Source organism: Bacillus sp. NTK034 (assembly GCF_017303275.1).
GTDB lineage: Bacteria > Bacillota > Bacilli > Bacillales > Cytobacillaceae > Cytobacillus.
This window is the reverse complement of the sequence record NZ_JAFKOJ010000010.1, coordinates 113,248-133,605: the sequence shown is the minus strand read 5'-3', so window position 1 is coordinate 133,605 and position 20,358 is coordinate 113,248. Positions and strand designations below refer to the sequence as shown.

The 20,358-nt window shown below is 38.1% G+C and carries 22 protein-coding genes; 7 read left to right on the top strand and 15 right to left on the bottom strand.

All coding sequences use genetic code 11. The annotated features are described in order from the left end of the window. Nucleotides 1-57 precede the first annotated feature (57 nt). On the top strand, nt 58-1,017 hold the full coding sequence (locus tag JI665_RS23540; RefSeq protein WP_206844821.1) for a DUF3231 family protein: 960 nt from the start codon (nt 58-60) through the stop codon (nt 1,015-1,017). A gap of 319 nt (nt 1,018-1,336) precedes the next feature. Here JI665_RS23540 and JI665_RS23535 read toward each other — a convergent pair whose 3' ends face one another. The 3 genes from JI665_RS23535 to JI665_RS23525 form a co-directional block, all read right to left on the bottom strand. After that, nucleotides 1,337-1,801: a hypothetical protein gene (locus JI665_RS23535; protein ID WP_206844818.1), complete on the bottom strand. Its 465-nt coding sequence runs from the start codon at nt 1,799-1,801 to the stop codon at nt 1,337-1,339. A gap of 231 nt (nt 1,802-2,032) precedes the next feature. Beyond that, the gene (locus JI665_RS23530; RefSeq protein WP_206844903.1) at nt 2,033-3,202 is read right to left on the bottom strand and encodes an MFS transporter; all 1,170 of its coding nucleotides are present in this window, start codon (nt 3,200-3,202) and stop codon (nt 2,033-2,035) included. A 212-nt stretch (nt 3,203-3,414) separates the two neighbouring features. Next, the gene (locus JI665_RS23525) at nt 3,415-3,978 is read right to left on the bottom strand and encodes a TetR/AcrR family transcriptional regulator (protein WP_206844815.1); all 564 of its coding nucleotides are present in this window, start codon (nt 3,976-3,978) and stop codon (nt 3,415-3,417) included. A 197-nt stretch (nt 3,979-4,175) separates the two neighbouring features. On the opposite strand from JI665_RS23525, the gene JI665_RS23520 reads away from it, so the two are divergent. Beyond that, nucleotides 4,176-4,907: a DUF421 domain-containing protein gene (locus tag JI665_RS23520; RefSeq protein ID WP_206844812.1), complete on the top strand. Its 732-nt coding sequence runs from the start codon at nt 4,176-4,178 to the stop codon at nt 4,905-4,907. 158 nt (nt 4,908-5,065) lie between these two features. Here JI665_RS23520 and vanY read toward each other — a convergent pair whose 3' ends face one another. The 3 genes from vanY to vanR form a co-directional block, all read right to left on the bottom strand. Then, complete coding sequence (gene vanY, locus JI665_RS23515; RefSeq protein ID WP_206844809.1) at nt 5,066-5,932, bottom strand: VanY-A/VanY-F/VanY-M family D-Ala-D-Ala carboxypeptidase; 867 nt, start codon at nt 5,930-5,932, stop codon at nt 5,066-5,068. 103 nt (nt 5,933-6,035) lie between these two features. Then, nucleotides 6,036-7,148: a sensor histidine kinase gene (locus JI665_RS23510; RefSeq protein WP_206844807.1), complete on the bottom strand. Its 1,113-nt coding sequence runs from the start codon at nt 7,146-7,148 to the stop codon at nt 6,036-6,038. Next, complete coding sequence (gene vanR, locus JI665_RS23505; RefSeq protein ID WP_206844805.1) at nt 7,141-7,836, bottom strand: vancomycin resistance response regulator transcription factor, VanR-F/VanR-M family; 696 nt, start codon at nt 7,834-7,836, stop codon at nt 7,141-7,143. The genes JI665_RS23510 and vanR overlap by 8 nt, the downstream gene beginning before the upstream one ends. Before the next feature lie 196 nt (nt 7,837-8,032). Here vanR and JI665_RS23500 point away from each other — a divergent pair, with 196 nt between their 5' ends. The 3 genes from JI665_RS23500 to JI665_RS23490 are packed head-to-tail and all read left to right on the top strand — an operon-like array spanning nt 8,033 to nt 11,725. Then, a complete protein-coding gene (locus JI665_RS23500; protein ID WP_206844803.1) occupies nt 8,033-9,547 on the top strand; it encodes a spore germination protein in 1,515 nt (504 codons plus the stop codon). Next, a complete protein-coding gene (locus tag JI665_RS23495; RefSeq protein ID WP_206844802.1) occupies nt 9,537-10,616 on the top strand; it encodes a Ger(x)C family spore germination protein in 1,080 nt (359 codons plus the stop codon). Before JI665_RS23500 ends, JI665_RS23495 begins: the two co-directional genes overlap by 11 nt. Continuing rightward, nucleotides 10,616-11,725 (top strand): GerAB/ArcD/ProY family transporter, encoded by a 1,110-nt coding sequence (locus JI665_RS23490; RefSeq protein WP_206844800.1) that lies wholly within the window; start codon nt 10,616-10,618, stop codon nt 11,723-11,725. The genes JI665_RS23495 and JI665_RS23490 overlap by 1 nt, the downstream gene beginning before the upstream one ends. A 69-nt stretch (nt 11,726-11,794) precedes the next feature. Here JI665_RS23490 and JI665_RS23485 read toward each other — a convergent pair whose 3' ends face one another. Next, the gene (locus JI665_RS23485; RefSeq protein ID WP_280516124.1) at nt 11,795-12,223 is read right to left on the bottom strand and encodes an organic hydroperoxide resistance protein; all 429 of its coding nucleotides are present in this window, start codon (nt 12,221-12,223) and stop codon (nt 11,795-11,797) included. Between the two features lie 225 nt (nt 12,224-12,448). Next, nucleotides 12,449-12,892, bottom strand: coding sequence for a carboxymuconolactone decarboxylase family protein (locus tag JI665_RS23480; protein ID WP_206844797.1), 444 nt, complete (start codon nt 12,890-12,892; stop codon nt 12,449-12,451). Between the two features lie 222 nt (nt 12,893-13,114). On the opposite strand from JI665_RS23480, the gene JI665_RS23475 reads away from it, so the two are divergent. Then, nucleotides 13,115-13,609: an RrF2 family transcriptional regulator gene (locus tag JI665_RS23475; RefSeq protein ID WP_206844794.1), complete on the top strand. Its 495-nt coding sequence runs from the start codon at nt 13,115-13,117 to the stop codon at nt 13,607-13,609. 159 nt (nt 13,610-13,768) lie between these two features. On the opposite strand, the gene JI665_RS23470 is transcribed toward JI665_RS23475, so the two are convergent. From JI665_RS23470 to JI665_RS23455, 4 genes are all read right to left on the bottom strand, one after another. Beyond that, complete coding sequence (locus JI665_RS23470) at nt 13,769-13,957, bottom strand: hypothetical protein (RefSeq protein WP_206844793.1); 189 nt, start codon at nt 13,955-13,957, stop codon at nt 13,769-13,771. 140 nt (nt 13,958-14,097) lie between these two features. Beyond that, complete coding sequence (locus JI665_RS23465; protein WP_206844792.1) at nt 14,098-14,988, bottom strand: virginiamycin B lyase family protein; 891 nt, start codon at nt 14,986-14,988, stop codon at nt 14,098-14,100. A gap of 461 nt (nt 14,989-15,449) precedes the next feature. Next, nucleotides 15,450-16,295 carry a lipase family protein gene (locus tag JI665_RS23460; RefSeq protein ID WP_206844791.1) on the bottom strand — a complete coding sequence of 282 codons (846 nt, stop codon included), beginning with the start codon at nt 16,293-16,295 and terminating at the stop codon, nt 15,450-15,452. A gap of 42 nt (nt 16,296-16,337) precedes the next feature. Beyond that, nucleotides 16,338-17,153 carry a lipase family protein gene (locus JI665_RS23455; RefSeq protein WP_414635280.1) on the bottom strand — a complete coding sequence of 272 codons (816 nt, stop codon included), beginning with the start codon at nt 17,151-17,153 and terminating at the stop codon, nt 16,338-16,340. Nucleotides 17,154-17,392: 239 nt separating this feature from the next. Here JI665_RS23455 and JI665_RS23450 point away from each other — a divergent pair, with 239 nt between their 5' ends. Continuing rightward, nucleotides 17,393-18,655: a dicarboxylate/amino acid:cation symporter gene (locus JI665_RS23450; protein WP_206844789.1), complete on the top strand. Its 1,263-nt coding sequence runs from the start codon at nt 17,393-17,395 to the stop codon at nt 18,653-18,655. 27 nt (nt 18,656-18,682) lie between these two features. Here JI665_RS23450 and JI665_RS23445 read toward each other — a convergent pair whose 3' ends face one another. From JI665_RS23445 to JI665_RS23435, 3 genes are all read right to left on the bottom strand, one after another. Next, entirely contained in the window at nt 18,683-19,036 is a 354-nt protein-coding gene (locus JI665_RS23445) for a GIY-YIG nuclease family protein (protein WP_206844788.1), read from the bottom strand. 17 nt (nt 19,037-19,053) lie between these two features. Next, nucleotides 19,054-19,809 (bottom strand): DUF2087 domain-containing protein, encoded by a 756-nt coding sequence (locus tag JI665_RS23440; RefSeq protein ID WP_206844787.1) that lies wholly within the window; start codon nt 19,807-19,809, stop codon nt 19,054-19,056. A gap of 253 nt (nt 19,810-20,062) precedes the next feature. Next, a complete protein-coding gene (locus tag JI665_RS23435; RefSeq protein ID WP_206844786.1) occupies nt 20,063-20,215 on the bottom strand; it encodes a hypothetical protein in 153 nt (50 codons plus the stop codon). Between the last annotated feature and the right edge of the window lie 143 nt (nt 20,216-20,358).

Genomic DNA, 20,358 nt, shown 5'->3' with positions numbered 1-20,358 from the left:
TCAAGAATTTTAAATGACAAACTAAAAAAAAGAAATGGGATCTTTAGGGGGTATAACATGAACGTAAATGAATTAGGTTTCCTATGGTATTTACAATCAAGTTCAAACATGATCAATTTATTATTAAAATATCTAAGTAAGACTGCTGAAGATACTGATTTAAGAAATATTTTAAATGAAATATACGAAATCTCTACATATCAAGAACAAGAATCTATTCAATTATTGTCTGAGGAGGGATATAAAGATACACCTTTCTTCAAGGACGATGATCTATATAGTGCAACAACAAAGCTATTTTCTGACCAATTAATTATAGAAATTTTAAAACATATAGCGAGTAACGGATTGCGAGCGCTTACTGTTCAATATGTTGAGTTAACAGATTATAAAGTTAAAGAATTTTATCAAAAACTACTCAATAATGTCATTCAAATAGATTTTTCTTTATTAAAGTTACTTAAAGATAAAGATCTTTTACAAAATAATTCCTTCTCTTACAAAAAAGCAGATGAAAGAGATGGGAAACTATTCAAAGTTGCATCAACTCAGCAACGTCCTCTTAATGCAGTAGAATTGGCAAATATGTTCAGTTCAGTTCAATGTAACAATGTTGGAGTTGCTCTTTGCACCGGTTTTTCTGAAGTTGCAGAGGATATGGACACAAAGAAATTTATACTAGAGGGGAAGAAGTTAGCATTTCATCAATCAGCCTCATTATCCGATATCTATAGAGAAAATGGAATTCCAACTACAACTGGCCTAGAGGCTCACGTTAATAAAGTAAAGGAATCCCCTTTTTCGGATAAATTAATGGCAAATCTAATAATGTTCCTAAATCCAGTCAGTATAATCAACCTGCAAACTGCAATTGTATCCAGTTATAAAAAAGATCATATAGATTCTTTAAAGGAACTAATCAAGATGATTGAAAAGTACTCAGAGAAAGGGCTGAAGTTATTAATAAGGAAAAATTGGTTTAATGAACCACCTGTTTCTAATTGGTCACATAAATAGAGATCGCGCCAGGTGTTAAACAAGAAATGATTACTTCTCGGCACATACTTTAGAGATGGTAACAATCAAAAAATGGTATCAATTATATGTTCTTTTAGCATAGCAAAAAAACATCTAAATACCACGAGTACATGTTTCCTAAAAAGGATCTTGTATTTATAGGATTTAAAAAAAGGTGCCTGCCCCCTCATTCACTAACGCTTTACGCAGCTGGGGTCAGCACCTCTTTTTAAAATTGATAATCTTTTCCTTATATTGTATTACCTATAAATATATGACATGTCATCATTACAGAGCTTAACAATAAGTGCCTCCTTCTTTAAAAGTATTCAATGTTTTTTTTCCTTATTATCTTCATTAAAATAACACCCACACTGACACCTGGTATTACACACAATATTGGAAGCCAAATTGGCCCTAATAATACCCCAAAAAGCTTAAAGGTAGAGGAATATATACACCCCACCGTAACAAAGTAAGCTGAAGACACAAACGGAAGAAAAGAATAACTGTTTTTCCCTCCTCCTGCATCTTTAAAAGAATCCCACATCGCAAAGAAATACAAACAAGGATAAAACATCAGCCACAAATAATCGGTTTCTGCTATTGCCTTCTCAATATCTCCATGAAAACTTGAAATAATGACCCCATTGAAATTCGCTTGTACATTGATAAGGAACTCTAAAAATACAATAACCAATCCCTTTATCAGTTTTCCATTTAAAAATTGCCCAAAACCGGGAAGTGCAATACTCCATAATAGCCTTTCTATAGATGTCGCCATTCTATTCAAGCCCCTTACCATGTTTCTTATAGGTGTTCTCTTCCTGTAATCCCCTTTTAAAGAGCAGCAAACTAATTGCCATCTCCTGAAGATATCAATTAATATTACTCAGCATCACACTTATTATTATGTAAGCACTCTTCTCAAACTAAACTCCCTTTTAATAGCAGAAAAAAAGCTGCCGAATCGGCAGCTGGGATTTTAATGCACTCTTGATTAGGTTGGAAGAGCTTAGGGTTTTATCATGTCCGAATATGTGCGATTATATCTGACGGAATACAGCAGCACATATATAACAATAAATGCAGCAAACAGGTTCAGAACGATCAGCGAATGGTTCAAACTGTAAAATTGGGTAAGCGCTCCGACTCCAATTACTGGAACAATAAATCCAGAATATGCGCACAAGTAAAATGCAGAAATGACTCGTGCCCGCTCTTTGGGCTCCGGTAACTGTCCGGCAAGTCGCAAGGCAATTTGAAAAGTCCATCCGCCCCCGATAGACTGGATGAAAATGCCTGCCCAGAGCAGCGGCAAACTTGATGTTAAACCAGAAGAAACAATAACCCATGACCCTATCGCAAGAAGCAGGATGCCGAATCTCATACGTGTAATGGGGTGACTTGGCCAAGGAATGAACTGAGCCAAAGCTGCTCCACTGAGAAGCACGAAAATGATTAATCCTGAAACAGCAAGGTTAGACGTATGAATGACATTCTTTACGAAATTAGGAATAAGAGCAAACGCGATTCCTTGAATTGTGAAAACTGTGAAGATAGGCAATCCGGCCATTGAGATAAATGGAGAACGAATATTGTCTGGCACTCCAAGCGATATCTTTGTTTTTTCACGTTTTTGTTCACTGGAAACAGCATCTTTAGGAATAGATTCCAGCACAATTAGTGAGATGATAAGCAGGACGAGCAAAATCCAAAATGGCAAATGGAGTGGCTGGAAATGTATATATTGCAGGATCAAACCCGCGATAGCTGGTCCCAGCCCGAAACCAATGAGAATCGTAACACCTGATAATTTGAGAGCTGCACCTATTTGGCTGGGAAGAGTTTGCTTCATTAGAAAAGCAGCAGCTGTACCTGTAAAGGCTCCGTATGCGATTCCTTCCAATGATCTGGCAACATAGAGCATCCAGGAATGATTGCCAGCCATGAAGAATAAGGTAGATGCGATGGATATCCATATACTGAAGCGAACAACCCTTTTTAATCCCCACGTGCTGCCTTTTTCTCCCGCAATGAACAAAACAGGCAATAGGAATGCAGCATATATGGCAAACAAGATCGTGATTTGCAGACTGTTCAGCCGGTAAGCCTCACTATATAAAGGGAATAACGGGGTAATAAAGGTAGCCCCGCACGACATCAAAAGAGATACCAATAGCATTCTTTTCACTGCTGAAATCCCCACTTTCTATAACTAAATTTTTCAAAATAAAATTAAAAATTACTTACTGGAAGGTAAGCTTTAAGTCTTTATCAATTACAATCACCCGACTCCCCATCAACTATTAACCCAACCTAATAAAAACAAAGCTACTGAAATTGAATATTATTTACTTACTAGAAGGTAAGTATTTCTCTTTAAAAAAACCGTTTCTACGGTTTTTTTAAGAATCGATTTAACTGATTTAGTACTTCGGCTAATACATCATCACCCAGAACCCGTCTGTATAATAAAGCTCCTTTAACACTTGATAATATCGTTACCGCTACTTGATGGACATCTTCAGAGCTATTTATGATATTTGCCGTTTGTGCCTCCGCTACTAATTCTTTCATTACATTGAGTTCCAGTCTGCTGACTTCCTCAATCTTTTCTTGTACAGCAGATGGCAAAGATTCATAATCCGTCTGCAGCGAAGAAATAGGACAGATTTCAGTACACTCGAATCTTTGAGCTTGCTGCTGAATGAGCCGCTTCATTTTCTCTTCAGCAGGAGCCGGCGAATTTTTAATTAACATTAAAGATTCCTGCAGTTTCAATAAAATACGTTCTGTAACTGCGACTCCTAAGTCCTCCTTCTTCTCAAAGTGATAGTGAATACTTGCTTTGGTCACTCCAAGCTGTTTAGAAATGTCATCATAGCTGAAAGCTACATACCCTTTTTGCTGTATCAATTTAATGGCTAAGTCTACAATTTGTTTTTTTCTGTTTTCCATATCCCGATAGTAACTTACTAATAGGTAAGTGTCAAGATGATTGATCAAGAGTCAAAATTCAAAAAAAAATCTCTCTCTTAATTGCTGTTTTGCTTCAGAGCGCAATCTGTATTTGGCATTTAATAGATGGACATGCAAATAATTAATAATTATCTGTGTCATATTAAAATGTAAAGTTCCCTATATGAGGTGATTTTATGGAATATGCATTTCAAATATTAAAAGTCCTAGGACGAATTGTCACCATTTTGCCACTAGCACTATTTGCAACACTTTATATGGGAAAACGCTCCATAGGTGAATTGCCGGTATTTGATTTTTTAGTAATTTTAACTTTGGGTGCTGTAGTTGGTGCTGATATTGCAGACCCAAAGATTAATCATATATATACAGCGATTGCCATTATTGCAATAGCTTTACTGCAGAAATTAATAGCAACCTGGAAAATAAAAAATCGTAAAATAGGCCGTTTGTTAACATTTGAACCTACAATTGTCATTTATCAAGGACAATTTTTAGTGAACAAAATGAAAAAAATACAATATTCGATTGATACCATTTTACAGATGTTAAGAGAACATCAAATTTTTAATGTAAAGGATGTTGAATTAGCTATAGTTGAAGCAAATGGAAATCTATCTGTTAAAATGTATCCTGAAAAGGAAGCTGCACGAGTCGAACATATTCATCCTCAACCGAATATTTTTAATAAGGGCATTGATGTACCAGTTGTTATTGATGGAGAGATTTATGAAAAAGTCCTGCACTCAAGAAATTTAAATGAATCATGGCTTTTTGAGGAATTAGAAAGAAAAAATATTTTCGATGTAAAGGATGTCTTTTATGCAGCTGTTAACGATATGAATGAACTATATGTATGCATAAAAACCACAAATAATCTTCAAAACCTTCCGCCTATTCAACATTAGAAAAGGAAGGTTTTGAAGTTTTATATTTCTAATTTAACCCTAACTATTATTTTGCCTCTTTTTCAATATAAGGGCCATTTACATGAAGAAAGTGCATCTCTAATTCAAGAAAAGCGCCCTTTCATGAATTACTAAAATGGCCTTAAATTTTTCACTTATCATTCGAAGACGGTCACAAATACACCATCCATATTGTTGCCTGAAATCTCATAATAGCTATCGTCCGGTACGTTAATCGTCCTGGTTTCAGGTATCGGGTAATAAGTAATTGTGTATGTTTCCCCATTCATACTCACAGAGATTTGTTTTTCTTCTTTTAGATAATCTAAATATTCCTCTAAAGCAAAATTTTTTTCCTTCATAATCGCACTATGCGGCAGGCCAACATAGCGGATATGCCAGGGTTCATATTGAATTCCTGTTACGTCTGTCTTGTCCTTTGGATAGCGCAGGATGAACCCGTGTTTCCAGGCATTTTCTTCGATCCACTTTCCTTCAGGTGCATCGGCCATTTTCATTTGAGTAGATCCTACATCAAGCGATAAACCCAAATTATGCTCGCTATAGCCAGCCGGCAAGGCATAATCAGAACCCATCTCCTGATAAAGCACACTTTGTTCTTCTAAGCCTCGAAAGCCGCTGGTTATAGAGAAATTTCGAACTCCTTCCATTTCTGCTGCAGCCATCATCTCTGAAAATTCACGTGCAACGTCCTCAGACAGATATATTTCGCTGTTTAACAAGCCATATCCCCTTGTATGTTCACTTTGCTCAGATAGATTGATGACATCTGATTTAATACTCTCCGGGTGAACCGGATATTTATTATTAACCAAAAGCAAATTTCCCTGATAGATTTGTTCTTCTGTTATCTCTTTTTGGCTATGTTCAGAGGTCCTTCTATCCTCTATGTCACTTTCATATTGATCATCATTTTGTATTTTTACTTTTGGTTCAAAGAAAGAATCCACATTTACGAATGTTAACCCCAGGCAAACTAATAGTAAAAAACCCCACTTCTTCATTTTTCAGCTTCCTCCTTATTCTTCCTTGCTTAAAGAATAGGAAAAACTATTTAAAAAAAGAGTAGGGTAAATTTTAAATTTTTCTTAAAACCTGTACTAACAGCTAATCTTCAGTCATTCGTTCACTTTCCTTTGGCAGACGAACTTCAAAAATGGTCCTGATGACATTGCTCTCAACCGTAATGGTTCCATTATGCTGCTCCACAATATTCTTCACTATGAACAGGCCAAGACCGGTGCTGTCTTCCTGATGCGTTCGTGCTTTGTCACCGGTATAGAACATATCAAAGAGATGCGGGAGTTCCTCCGGAGGAACGCTGTCTCCATAATTCACAACCTGAACGACCGCTTCATCCCCATCAATCTTGCCGTTAATATCGACATACTGGCCTTCATTTCCATAACGGATGGCATTCGTTAGTAGATTTTCAAACACACGTGCTATCAATTCACCATCACCCAAAATGGGCAAATGGGGTGTGCTATCCATACGGGCAGCCAAATGATTCTTTTTGAATGCAGGATACAGTTCTTCCTTTAATTGATTAAGCAGGTCCGTTAAATTTAGGCTCTTTCTTTCAACTGGAAGCATGCCATAATTCATTCTGGTTATTTCGAATAATTCATCAATCAGCCTTTCTAAACGCTGAGATTTCGTAAAGGCAATGGTCAAAAAATGCCGGACTTGTTCTTCAGTCAAGCTCTCATCCTTAAGGATCAAATCCAAATATCCTAAAACAGAGGTAAGCGGGGTCCGCAAATCATGAGCCAGATTTACGACCAATTGATCCTTGCTGCTTTCCGAAAAATCTCCTCTTTCAACAGCTTGTTTCAATTTTTCACTTGCCAGATTAATATCATGGGCAATATCCCGAAATTCATCATTTGACTCTATCTGAACTTGATGTGAAAAGTCTCCCCGGGAGAGATGATGGATTCCGGTTGAAATCTCGTTAAAATAGCTGGAATATCGCTTCGTGAGTAAATAAAAGAACATGAACGAAAGCGGGATAAACAGCAGTAAAAAGACGTTAATGTCGCCAAATTGTTTCATAATTTTCCGATAATATTCCAGCCGGTCACCAAACTGGGCATTCGCATGATAATAGAATTGGAGTGATTTAAAGACTATAAACGTTATAAGTCCAGAAAAAATCATACTCAAACCAAATAAAAGCACCATTTTTGAACGAAAGCTGCGCACCATTTTACCCATTGAAGGAATACCCGACTCCCCACACGGTTTTTATCCATTTGTGGTTCTGTCTGCCTTCTTCCAGTTTTTTCCGCAGCGTGCGAATATGTACCATGACTGTATTGCCGCTTTCAAAGTAGGCTTCTCCCCACACCTGCTGAAAAATATTTTCCACACTGTACACCTTTTTTGGATGACTCGCGAGTAAATACAAAATATCAAACTCTTTCGGCGTAAGCTCAATGCTTTCACCATATAGGGTCACTGTGCGCTGATCAGGTGTAATCACTAACCCGCCATATTCCAGCCAGGTTTTATGATCTGCTTTCGGCTGATTCAGCTGTATAAAACGCCGGAGCTGAGCATTTACACGGGCAACCAATTCGATCGGAGTGAATGGTTTTGTCATATAATCATCTGCTCCAATGACCAGTCCCTGAACTTTATCAAAATCAGAGGTTTTAGCACTCAAAAAGATGATGGGCATGTTATGCTGCTCGCGAATGCGGCGGGTTACTTCATATCCGTCCATTTTCGGCATCATAATATCCAAAATCAGCAAATCAATCGGTTGAGTCCCGACAACACGAACAGCCTCTTGTCCATCTGAAACTTTAATAACATGATACCCTTCTTTTTCTAAATGGATGGCAATCAGATCAGCAATGTCCTCCTCATCATCCGCAATTAAGATCGAAATATCTCTCATCTTCCCACTCCTAAATAAAAATGATCATACAGTTATATATCAAGTCCTTTTCATTTTCTATTATTTCCGTTTCTTTTTCAAAGATATGGCCACATTGTGCAAATAAACATACAGCCATAATAAAAATGTTAAAGTGCATACAATTTTTGATAGTAATAATAATAAGTAGTAACACATGTTAGGAGTACATTTGTTTATGAAAATGGAAAACACCAATCTGAATCCTGCAGAAAATCAAGCACCTGCCGAAATAGTGAATAGAGCCAAAAAATCATCTGATTTTAAAGAAATTCAAAAAAGTCTTTCCGGAGTCCAGATAGTCATTTTATACTTCACTTCACTGATCGATCACAAGACGATGGAGCATGTATTTCTTCCATATATTAATGAGTGCGAAAAAAAGACTGACCAGGCTTTTGATATGAATCAATTTAAAAACAGCCTGCCGCTTGAAGAGGTTATCAGAACAAAGGAAGCAAAAGAAATCGAAGAGAAAATTCACCAGGGATATGTCCTAATTAAATTTGAGAATACCTCTGAAGATTGTCTATTAGTGAATGTAAGCAATTTATCTAAAGGGATAAGAGAGTCTAACGAAACTGAGAATGAATTTAATGTTATCGGTCCAAAATTAGGGTTTGTTGAGAGCCTTGATACGAATATTCTTTTACTTCGAACTAAGGTAAAATCTCCTTTATTAACTACTGAAGAGATTGTGCTGGGCACACTGTCAAAAACAAGAGTAATGATTGTTTATTTAGATGGCATTACAAATGAACAGCATATAAAATTTGTAAAGAAAAGGCTCTCTGAGATCGATTTTGATATTATTTGGGATACATCTGCGTTAATCCAGCTAATTAAGGAAAATTCTTATACTCCTTTTCCGCTTTACTTTTCTTCTGAGAGGCTGGATCGAATTTCTTATTCACTCACTTCCGGCCAGGTCGTTATCTTTAGTGATGGTTCACCATACGCAGTATCCGGGCCTACTACCATTTTCGATTTTTTTCTCTCATCTGAAGATTATTATTATAACTGGATTATCGGGTCTTTCTTCCGTTTTACTCGAATACTTGCGATCATCTTTTCAATCTTTTCTTCCGCCATTTATGTTGCGGTTGTGACATTTCATTATGAGGTGGTTCCCGCGGATTTACTGGGTCCGCTAATAGAGTCCAGAGCTAACGTTCCATTTCCGCCGCTGCTGGAAGTTCTTTTTTTAGAATTGACCATTGAATTATTAAGAGAGGCAGGAGCCCGATTGCCTACTAAAGTAGGACAGACATTGGGCATTGTTGGCGGTATTGTCATTGGACAGGCAGCTGTAATGGCAGCACTGACAAGTAATATTTTATTAATCATTGTCGCTTTATCAGCCTTAGCTTCATTCACAACACCAACTATCGTGATGTCCAACACCATTAGATTATTAAGATTTCCCTTTATCATCATGTCATCATTCCTGGGCGGGCTGGGTATTATGGTAGGCTTTGTTGTGCTGCTTTGTCATTTGTTTAAATTAAAATCATTTGATACTCCTTACATGGTTCCTTTGCACCCGTTTCGCATCAATAGTCTTGCGGATAGTATCATAAGGCCCCCTTATACCAAATTAAACAAAAGGCCGGATTATTTGAGACCTAAAGATAAAATTAAATATTCACCAAAAGAGAGAAACAAAAAGAAGGTAGATCTTAATGACGAATAACACATTTCTTAAAGTGAGTATTGTTGTTCTTGCTCTAACCCTGGCTGGATGTGTACCCCACAATATAATTAATGAAATTTCTTTGATGCATAATGTGGGATATGACAAAGAAGAAGAGCTGCTAAAAGCAAGTGCTGTTTATCCAAATTATGCCGAGAGTGATAAACCTGTATTGATCACAGCTGCCGCAAAAAATCCATCCAGCCTGCAGGAAGAGCTTAGCCATAAATCTCAATTTCCCTTTGAAATAGGTCAAGTAAGGGTAATGATATTTGGGGATCAACTAAGCAGAGATGGTTTAGCTTCCATATTAGACCCCATCTGTAAGGATCCAAAAATTGGCATAGTAAGAATTGCCATTACAGATGGAAGTCCAGATTTAATACTAAATAAAACACTTAATGAGAGTCCGCTATTCTTAATGAATTTGATTGATAAAAGTATTGAAAATGAAGGAATTCCTGAATCTAACTCCCATGTAATGTATGACCAGTTTTTTGGCAGTGGAATTGATATGTCCTTTCCAAATCTTACAGTTGATTCTAAAGGGCAAATTAAAGTCGATGGTATGGGGATTTTTAGAGGTGAAAAATTAGCACTTAGGATTTCCGAAAAAGAAACCTTCTTATTAAAATTAATGACGGATAAAAACAAAATGGGAGTATACAGTTTTGACCTCAACATGCATGGACACAAAGCAAATATTGGGGTCAGAACAAACTATGGAAAACACAAGGTGAAATTCATAAAGGAGAACCTCAGGGAACAAGTTAGAGTTAGCCTAAATTTAGATGTAGAACTTGATGCTTTGCCTGAATGGATCAATTTAGAAGATGAAAAGGATCTTAAATTATTTAAAACCGCCTTACAGAAATCAATTTCAAACGATGCTGAATTACTTCTAAAGGATTTTCAAACAAATGGTGTAGATCCTTTAGGTATAGGAAGAGTGTATAAAGCAAATCACAGAAATTATTCTGAAAAAAGTTTTTACGATCGGATATATCCTAATATGACATATGAGGTAAATACCAAAATTGCAGTTAGGCAAACTGGGGTGGGAAATTAGTGAACGTAAAAGTAGAAAAACAATTTCAAGTTTCGGCTTTTTTCACATTTTTTCTCATTCACTCTTCACAAACCGGAGTTGGCATCCTAAATTTTCAAAGCCAGGTTATTAAACATGCTGAGCAGGACGCCTGGATTTCTTTAATTATAACCTGGGCTGCAACCCATATCATACTCTATATTATTTTTAAGCTATTAGGCGGGGGAACTAATGATTTAGTAGCTGTTCATCAGTATTGCTTTGGAAAAGCGATTGGCAGCATAATGTCTGTCATGGCATTGGTTTATTTCTGGCTGGCTTCTTTGACAGTCCTCCGTGCTTATATTGAGGTCATCCAAATATGGGTGTATCCTTCAATAAAAACATGGCAGCTATGTTTCGTTTTCGGACTCACATTTTATTATATTATCTCAAGCGGCTTCCGCAGTCTAACCGGCTTTAGCTTCTGGGGAGTTATTTTGCCTTCTTTTCTGTTCTTTTTAATCTATTTTCCATTGAAGCACACGAATTATATTTATCTGCTCCCCGCCTTCAGTCATTCCCTCAGTGAGCTATTTTTATCTTCTAAAGGGTATGCCCTGCTTTTTCTTGGTTTCGAGTGGATCCTGATGTATTATCCCTTCCTTAGGAGTTCAAATAACAGAGATATTTCAAAATGGGCGTATCTTGGCAATATATATACTCTCATTGTGTACCTAATTATAACGTTAATATCTTTCTTATACTTTAATCAAGAGGTATTACAGCATTTACCCTGGCCCACTCTTATGATGGTTAAGATCGTTAAATTCTCTTTCCTGGAAAGATTTGAATATGTATTCATCTTTATTTGGCTGTTAGTGATCATATCCCCTATATGTATTTCTTTGTGGGCATGTACAAGAATCGCAAAAAGAACTTTCTCAATTCCTCCTAAAACGACTTTGCTATTCTTACTTATTGCAGAGATCATTGTTTCTGTATACCTTCAGGAATTTAAGAGCATTGATTATCTTGTCAATTTTACTTCTAATGTGGGAATTGGTTTTGTATATGTGTATCTGCCGCTCCTTCTTATTATAAAATGGATTAAGAATCATTTTATGAAAAATAGGTTAAACAAAACCTAATTCCTAATGCAAAAAAGAGTGCCTATCTTCTTAAAAGATAGGCACTCTTTGGGTGATCCCGGAAGCTGATTAACCAACAACGTTGGAGATTACTTCGATATTACCTTGAGTTGCTTTAGCATAAGGACAAACCTTATGAGCTTCCGCAACGACTTCTTCTGCCACGCTTGTTTCAACGCCCTTTACAGTGATATCCATTGTAATGGCCAGCACGTATCCTTCGTTCGCATCCTTGCCAAGCGTAACTTGTGAAGCAATATTTATACCGTCTGTTTTAATGTTCCTTTTCCTCAGGACAGTGCCCATCGCTCCCTGGAAGCATGCGGCAAACCCTGCAGCGAACAGCTGCTCCGGATTGGTTCCAGCTCCATCCCCGCCTAATTCCTTTGGATATCTCAAGTCTACATTCAGATTGTTATCGTCAGATACCGCTTTCCCATCTCTTCCGCCTTGAACATTTACAGTAGCAGTGTATAAATTCTTTTCTATTTTCATCATTCTTAAAACTCCCCTTTTTATAATGGATTAGTTTTTTTTGCTTCAATATTTCCACAAGTAGCTTTTGCATTAAGGGCGAACTTTATGAGCCTGGCAATGACTTTTTCTGCAACGCTAGTCTTTGCCCTTCTCTTTCGTCTTGAAGGATCACTGTTCCTTTACTTACTAGAAGGTAAGTTACCCTTAAAAAAAGACTATCATTAAGACAAGGAACTGTTAGAGATATTATTTTTCAGTTGCAACATTCCCCATTGCAATTGAAATTCTATTCCAGCTGTTGATTTGATTGATGAGTAAAACAAGGTCAATATATTGTTTCTCATCATAATGTTCACGTACTCGCTGATAAAGCTCATCTGGCACTCGTTTCTCCGGGATTAAAGTTATGTGCTCAGTTAATTCAAGAGCTGCTTTTTCTGCTTCGGTGTAAAATGTGCACTCTCTCCATGCACTGATGCAATATAAACGCTGTTCCGTTTCTCCCATTTTTCTCGCATCAGCTGTATGCATGTTAATGCAATAGGCACAGCCATTTATTTGTGAAGCCCGAATTTTTATAAGTTCACGAAGTTTACGGTCTAAACCTGTCGTTTTCGTATACTTCTCCATTTCCATCATTATTTTCATTGCCTCTGGTGCTAAATTGTAATAATCAATTCGTTGTTCCAATATCAATTCCTCCTTAAAAGCTGATTCAACAAATAATTGAACCGCATTTTGAAATTTCAATTGTGGATAGCATCAATCAGCGATTGATATTATCTATAATAAATTGTACACTTTATTATGTCAAACAACTTTTCATGTTAATTGATTCCAACTGACCCTGTTTGACAAAGAACTTAAAGATTCTTAAGATAAATGAATCTCATTTATGAAGAGGTGTTCGTAATGCAATATAGTATTGGGGTTGAATATGCACTTCACTGCCTTGTATATTTAATTGATAATGAAGAGGATTCTTCCATTGGCATAAAGGAACTCTCCACTTTCCAAGGGATTTCCGAAACATATCTTTCAAAGATTTTCAGTAAATTATCAAAAAAAGGTATAGTCAGTTCAGTTCCTGGAGTTAAGGGCGGTTATAAACTCGCTAAATCTCCAGAAGAAATATCTTTTTGGGATGTAATTGAAGCAGTTGAAGGTCCCAAGCCGATTTTTCAATGCAAAAACATTAAAGATAATGGTTACTTGTATAGAGAAAATATCTGCTCTTCGGCTCCCTCCTCTTGCACCATCAATTTAGTTATGCTCTCAGCCGAAGAAAAAATGCGTGATTTTTTGCGCAGTAAAACACTTTCATGGCTAAATGAAGAGCTTGATCGTGTCTTGCCAAATCAAGTACGTGAAAATACCCGGAAATATTTTTCCAAGAACAGCCTATAATACCAACCTCTCCTGAACTTCCTTGATTTTGATGCTTGTGAGGTGCAAAACGCTAGTTCAAGTGAATTCACAACTAATATCACAATAAATTAGCATACAAAAACGCAAGCCAAATAACGGGCTTGCGTTTTTTACATTTAATTTCAGTTTTTGTTCGTATTATGAAACAACCTCAAATTTCAAGGTGTTCCGCTTTACTATGATATATTCACCTTTTGATTTATTCATTACCTGGGACACTTCTTTTGTATGTGTTATCTCAAACCAATCATTTTGTATATCCACCAATAATTTTATTTCAACATCACTTTCTCCATATTTTAAACCACTATAATATAATTTTGTCATCGTTATGATTCCTTTCTTAATGATTAATATATGTCTTTGTTTTCTATATTTTATACTATGTTTACTTCTATTTGGAAAATTATTTTATTTTTGCTTTTTTGAATCACAATGCGCTAATTACAACCAATTCACACCCTCAATTAATCGATTCTAGTGATTTTCCCAATCCTGTCACACTCCAGTGCAAACCAGATGGTCTTCCCATCGCTGCTTGAAATCCCATGCGGTTCAGCATTTGGAGTTTCAATCGGATACTCCTCAATCATCCCGTTGTCTGTAATTCTTCCGATTTTATTTGCTCCCCACTCCGTGAACCATAAATCGTTTCCTGCCCCTGCTGTGATGGCATGCGGGCGGGCGTTCGCAGTTGGAATTTCAAATTCTGTGATATCTCCAGAAGGGCTGATACGGCCTATTTTATTGCCGATAATCTCCACAAACCAAAGTGCACCATCGTTTCCTTTCGTAATTCCAACCGGCCCAGAAGCAGGTGTAGGAACTTTAAACTCTGTCACTTCTCCATTTTCCGTAATTCTTCCGATGGCATTATTTTGGTTTTCTGTGAACCATAGGGCATCATCAGATCCCAGCGTTATAAATGCTGGATACGAACCTTGAACAGGAAGATTGTATTCGTGGATAGAACCATCATCCTTAATCCGTCCAATACGGTTTCCATTCATTTCGGTAAACCAGATATCTCCATTCCGCCCTTCAGTAATCCCATAGGGTGCTGAATCAGGATTGGGCAAGGGATATTCTTGAATAGTACCTTCCTTCGTCATTCTCCCAATGCTGTTGGCTGCATTCTCGGTAAACCAGACTTCACCTTTTGATGACACCATTACACACATGACTTTTGCGTTCGCTGTCGGCAGCGGGTACTCGGTCATTTCCCCATCCAATCCGATGCAGCATATTTTATTGGCTTTATGCTGCGTAAACCAGACCTCTCCCTTGTCTGAAACAGCGATTCCATATGGGCCTGTATCTTTACTGGCAAGATTTATTTCCTGTAATTTAAATTCCATACTGTTCCCTCCGAACACCAAAATTTCACCCAAACAAAAAGCCTCCTATCTCGACTTTCCGAGACAGGAGGCATGCAGCACATAAATAGACTTAAATAGGCTTTTCGATTAATTCAGCCTTTTTTCAAGTCAAAAAGCACACCACATTAATCCTATCTCAGAAAACAATCGATAAATAAGCCCATTCCAACACATTTCAGAACTGAACCTGAGGCTATAATATCGATTTTCTCTAAAGCCAGGATTATAGGATCATGTGCTTTTCTTCACCCTTTCGACTATGGATAATTTTACTGTAAGATATTTACTGATCGATGTCAAATGGTGCTGGTCCCTTCCTTAGGAATGAGTGATTTTCAATTTCATACTAGCTAATCATGAAAGAATTTACTACTGAACCACTATTAAATATCAAATACCTTATTGACCTTCCAAATATAAATCTATGAGGTGAATCCGTCTCATGGAATTTCCCCACTGCATCTTCCGATAAACGGAACACAAATATCCGTATCCGGGCAAAACCCTGGGCTGCCGGCACATAAAGCTCTGGTATAATCAGGATTCTGCATACTGAGATTATGAAAATAGCAGACAATCTCATGATTACGGACAGGCAAGCTGTTCAGCTGGAATGAAACCGGATATTTCCTATTCACATGCCGATAGTATAATCCATCCTTTGTAAACGGAGGAGGGTACACTCGAGCTGGTAAAGTAGGGATGATGTCATGGATATTAACTATTCGTATGCTATTCTGTACCGTTTGACTGAAGAAGGACGCAAAGAGTGGATCTCCAGTTCGCGGGCTGCCGTACGTATAGACGATTGGATCTTTAACCCTGGTATTGACTTCGATATCCAATACAGCAAGCACCGCCAAACTGCCGCCTAAACTGTGGCCAGCAATCAATACTCTTTTTCCAGTGGAAAGCCTGTTTAATTCCCTGATTAATTCGTTGCGGGTCGAGGAGTAAATACAGGTAAAACCACGGTGTGTGAATCCCGCATCCCTGACATAAGGATAGGGTACTTGATATAAGTCCTGGTCCGACTCATTGTCCTTAAATGTCCGGGTGCCTCGAAAAGTTACCACGATGTCTTCCGCGGATTCTGCGATAAAGCCAAATACTTCTTCTTCCGGCTCTTCAACCCCTGCAAGAGCGCGGATAATATGGCGAAGCCTGAAGCCCCTTGGCAGGGAAAGTGTTCCGGTTTCAAAAAGCTGATATGCCTGATGAATCATGCCCGCAAGCAAAATGGCCACTTCCGTGCTGAACTTTTCCTTAAAGACTGAGTTATTCATGGATGGACTCCTTTTTCATTTTTACTTTTCGATTTTCCATGGTTAACATGTTCTCTGAAAAGGAACACACACTACTGTATCCGGGCAAAAACCAGGGTTCTCGGAACATAGTATATCTGCAAAGTTGGGATTCAGACTGCTTAATGATTTAAAATAACAGTTAATGCTGTCATTTCGGGGTGTATTGTTTAACTGGAAAGAGAGCCGGTATTCTGTTTTGACATGCTGATAATTTATTCCTTTCTCTGTAAACGGAGGCGGATATCTTACTTCGGGGAATGTTGGGAAAGAGTCATGTATATTAACCACTCGTATGCTGTTTTTCACCTTTTGATCAAATTTCATGGCAAATTCGGGATCTCCGATTCGAGGGCTGCCGTACGTATAGACGAATGGCTTTTTAAATTTTGAGTTCACTGCTATATCCAATGCGGCTAAAACAGATAATGCCCCGCCGTAGTTATGGCCGGTAATAAACAGCTTTTTAGAGGAAGATAGCTTGTTTAATTGTTCCATTAAATTATTTCTTGCTGATTGATATAAGCATGAAAAACCACGGGAGGTTTTTCCTCCATTTGGAACATAGGGATATGGAATTTGGAAGATGTCATAGGATGCTAATAAATCAGAAGGATAGGCAGCGTATCCTCGGAACGCAATAATAATTTTATCCTTTGATTCTGCTAAAAATCCATAAATATTTTCGGCCGGATTCTCGACATCAGCAAAGGCACGAATGACATACCGCAGTTCATATCCTTTTGGCAGGGTCAGACTTCCATTTAAATAAAGCGGATAGGTCTGATAGCTAAAAGCTGCAAGCAGGATGGCGGCTTTACTGTTAATTATTTTCTTCATGAGCATAATTCCTTTCTGATAAGCTATAAAGTGATGCTTACCGCAAAAAAATTACTTTCAGCTGAAAAATCATCATAATGTTTAATATTTATGTAGGGGTTTCATACAGTATGACCTGCTTTCCTGTTCTGAGGGAAACTAATCAGACAGAATATTAAGAAATATTCCACCTACCTTCTTTTGAGGCACAATTTAATTATATAATAGAGTTTCGTAATATATAGAAAGGTTGAGACATCATGAAAAAGGTTCTTTCAAATTACAAATTAACCATCTTCCTGCTTCTCTCCATCTTGATCGGCGGAATAGCCGGAGTGGTTTTTGGTCCGAAGACAGCGGTTGTGAAGCCGTTTGGGGATTTATTCTTAAATTTATTGTTTATGATCATTGTGCCGCTCGTCTTTTTTAGCATCGCTTCGAGCCTTGCGAATATGGGCGGAATGAAAAGGCTTGGGAAAATCATGGCCGGAATTTTCACCGTGTTTTTCATCACGGCTGTTATTTCCGCTATCCTGGGCTTCATAGGGATTTCCATTGTGGATCCGCTGAAAAACACGGATATCTCTGCCATTAAAAGCATTATGACGGAGGCGGCCATCGATCCTGAGGCAGAAGAAGTCACTTTCCTGGGGCAGCTGGTCCAGGCGTTCACAGTGCCTGATTTCCAGATGCTGTTCTCGAAAAATAACATGCTTCAGCTGATTGTGTTCTCGATTTTATTCGGACTGGCAACTGCGATGTCAGGGGAAAAAGGCAAGCCGATTGCGAATCTTCTTTCTTCTGGTTCCGCTGTCATGATGAAGATTGTTGGATTTGTGATGTACTATGCGCCAATTGGTCTTGGCTGTTATTTTGCGACCATCATAGGTGAGCTTGGCCCGCAGATTCTTGGCGGATATGCACGTGTGTTTGTCCTTTATATTGTCTTAACGCTTATTTACTTCTTTGGTTTCTTTACGCTGTATGCCTTTGCGGCTGGCGGTAAGGATGGAGTCAGGGTTTTCTGGAAAAATGCCATCACACCTTCTGTCAGTGCGATTGCCACATGCTCGAGTGCAGCATGTATTCCAATTAACCTTGCGGCTGTCAGAAAAATGGGTGTTCCGCAGGATATTGCCGAGACGATGATCCCTCTTGGGGCGAACACGCATAAAGATGGCTCTGTTCTTGGCGGAGTGTTTAAGATTGTTTTCCTGTTCAGCTTGTTTGGAAAAGACATGTCGAGCATGACAAGTATTCTGACCATACTGTCTGTTTCCTTCCTGGTTGGAGCTGTTATGGGGGCAATTCCAGGCGGCGGGATGATTGGGGAGATGCTGATTCTAAGCGTGTTTGGCTTCCCGCCTGAAGTGCTGCCGATTATCGCGGTTATCTCAACAATCATTGATGCACCGGCAACCCTTTTGAATTCAGCCGGCAACACGGTTTCGGCCATGATGGTCAGCCGGATTGTTGAAGGCAAGAATTGGCTGAAGGAATCCTTACTGGCGAAACAGGCCTAAAGAAATGACGTGTGGAATATCCACACGTCATTTCTTCTTGTTATATCCCTTATCTCCATAAGGCTCCAGCTCATCCAGCCACTTTTCTTCCAGCTTTTCCAGAGCTTCCTTCTCGTTAAAATACGGATCATTTTTCTTTTTCAGCTTCTCCAAAATGGCGATTTCAAAAGCCTCTTTCCCGTACTGATTCCACTCGTTCTGCAGCTCCCGATTTGGCATGTAGCCGTTTGTTTCGAGTGAAAATCTTACTCCATTCAAGCTTTTTAAATTATTTGTGCTGCCGATGAAGATTTTATTGTTCACGTTATTCTTTATTTGATAAACCCCTGCTTCAATAGGCGTTTCTTTAAACTGCTGTTTTAATTCTCTTTTGCGTTCCATGGTAATCCCCCGTTATTCTATTTTTTAAGCCAATACTCACTGCCATCCAGCTTTCGGTCCAAAAAGCCATAGTCGATTAAATATCTCCTGATCAGAGCATAATCCTCATAAAAGTCCTTCAATGCCTGATTTAACTCTTTCTCTCCATATGTGTGCTCAGGCTGAAGCTGGCTGGCAATCTCCCTCAGCACGATCAGCCTTTGCTTCTCCTTTGGCGGAAACTTGACGAGAGGTTTATCAGTGCCTTCAGGAAAGTATTTCTTAAGAATTTTCTCCTGTTCTTCCTCTGTAATGTTGTAGCGGTCATCCACCATTGTCGCTGTTTTATGAACAGGCAGGAACGCTGGTGCATATTCATCCTTTTCCTTCAGCAATTCCATGATTGCCAGGAAGGTCTTCGCCTGCCGTTCCTTTTCCTTTAAAGCAAAACGGTGATGGCGAATGGTCGAGGTACTCCCCATGTCCAGTTCTTTCTGAATGTCCTTATCGCTCTTTCCCTGATAAAAAAGCTGCAGAAGGCCTTTTTGATGATCGGTAAGCCCTGTAAGCTTCTTATCCATGGACAGCAAATAATCAAACACCGAGCTATGCGCAGTTTCGATATGGATGCGCATATACCGTTCTGCTTCGTAAAACCGATCTTTATATGGATAAACAATGCCTTTTTCAATCTTTTCCCCGCATAAGAGGCATGTAAATGAATCCTTTTCTTCGATATAGCCCTGCTTTAGCTCCTCAAGAGAAACGTCCCAGAATAGATTTGATAATTCCATTAGCCAAAACACATCCTAATTCTTTAAAAAATAAACAAATTATCTCTTTGTTTGCTTTATATTAAACATAATAAAATAAAGTTTGAATTTAGTCAAACATAAAACAAACATACCTTTAATATGTTTGTTTATTTTCAAACGATTTAAAAAAAAGGTTTGTGTATACAGTGATAACAAACTCAGACAAATAAAAAAAGACCTCCGGTTAAGAAGGTCTGGAATTTTACGATTCTGCTCATTTGCTCCAGGGATTTTAACTTCCTCTTTTTTCAAAGTCCCTGTAATGTATGATCTCAGAAAGAATCTTACATCCATTTGCTTTCTCAAACTCCGTTCTGGCTTCATCCTTATTGTCATACTCAAACATTTTGACTTTGTCATGTAAAAAAAGTGTTAGAATCCACAAATCTTATACCTCCCTGGTTATAAAGATGCTTGAAGATTGAGCACAATCCGCAGAACCCTCTATAGTTTATGGGAATGAAGTTTTATGGGAGTGAGAGGATTGTGTTCATTTTAAAAACAGATTAAAAGCAACCGTAATCAGCC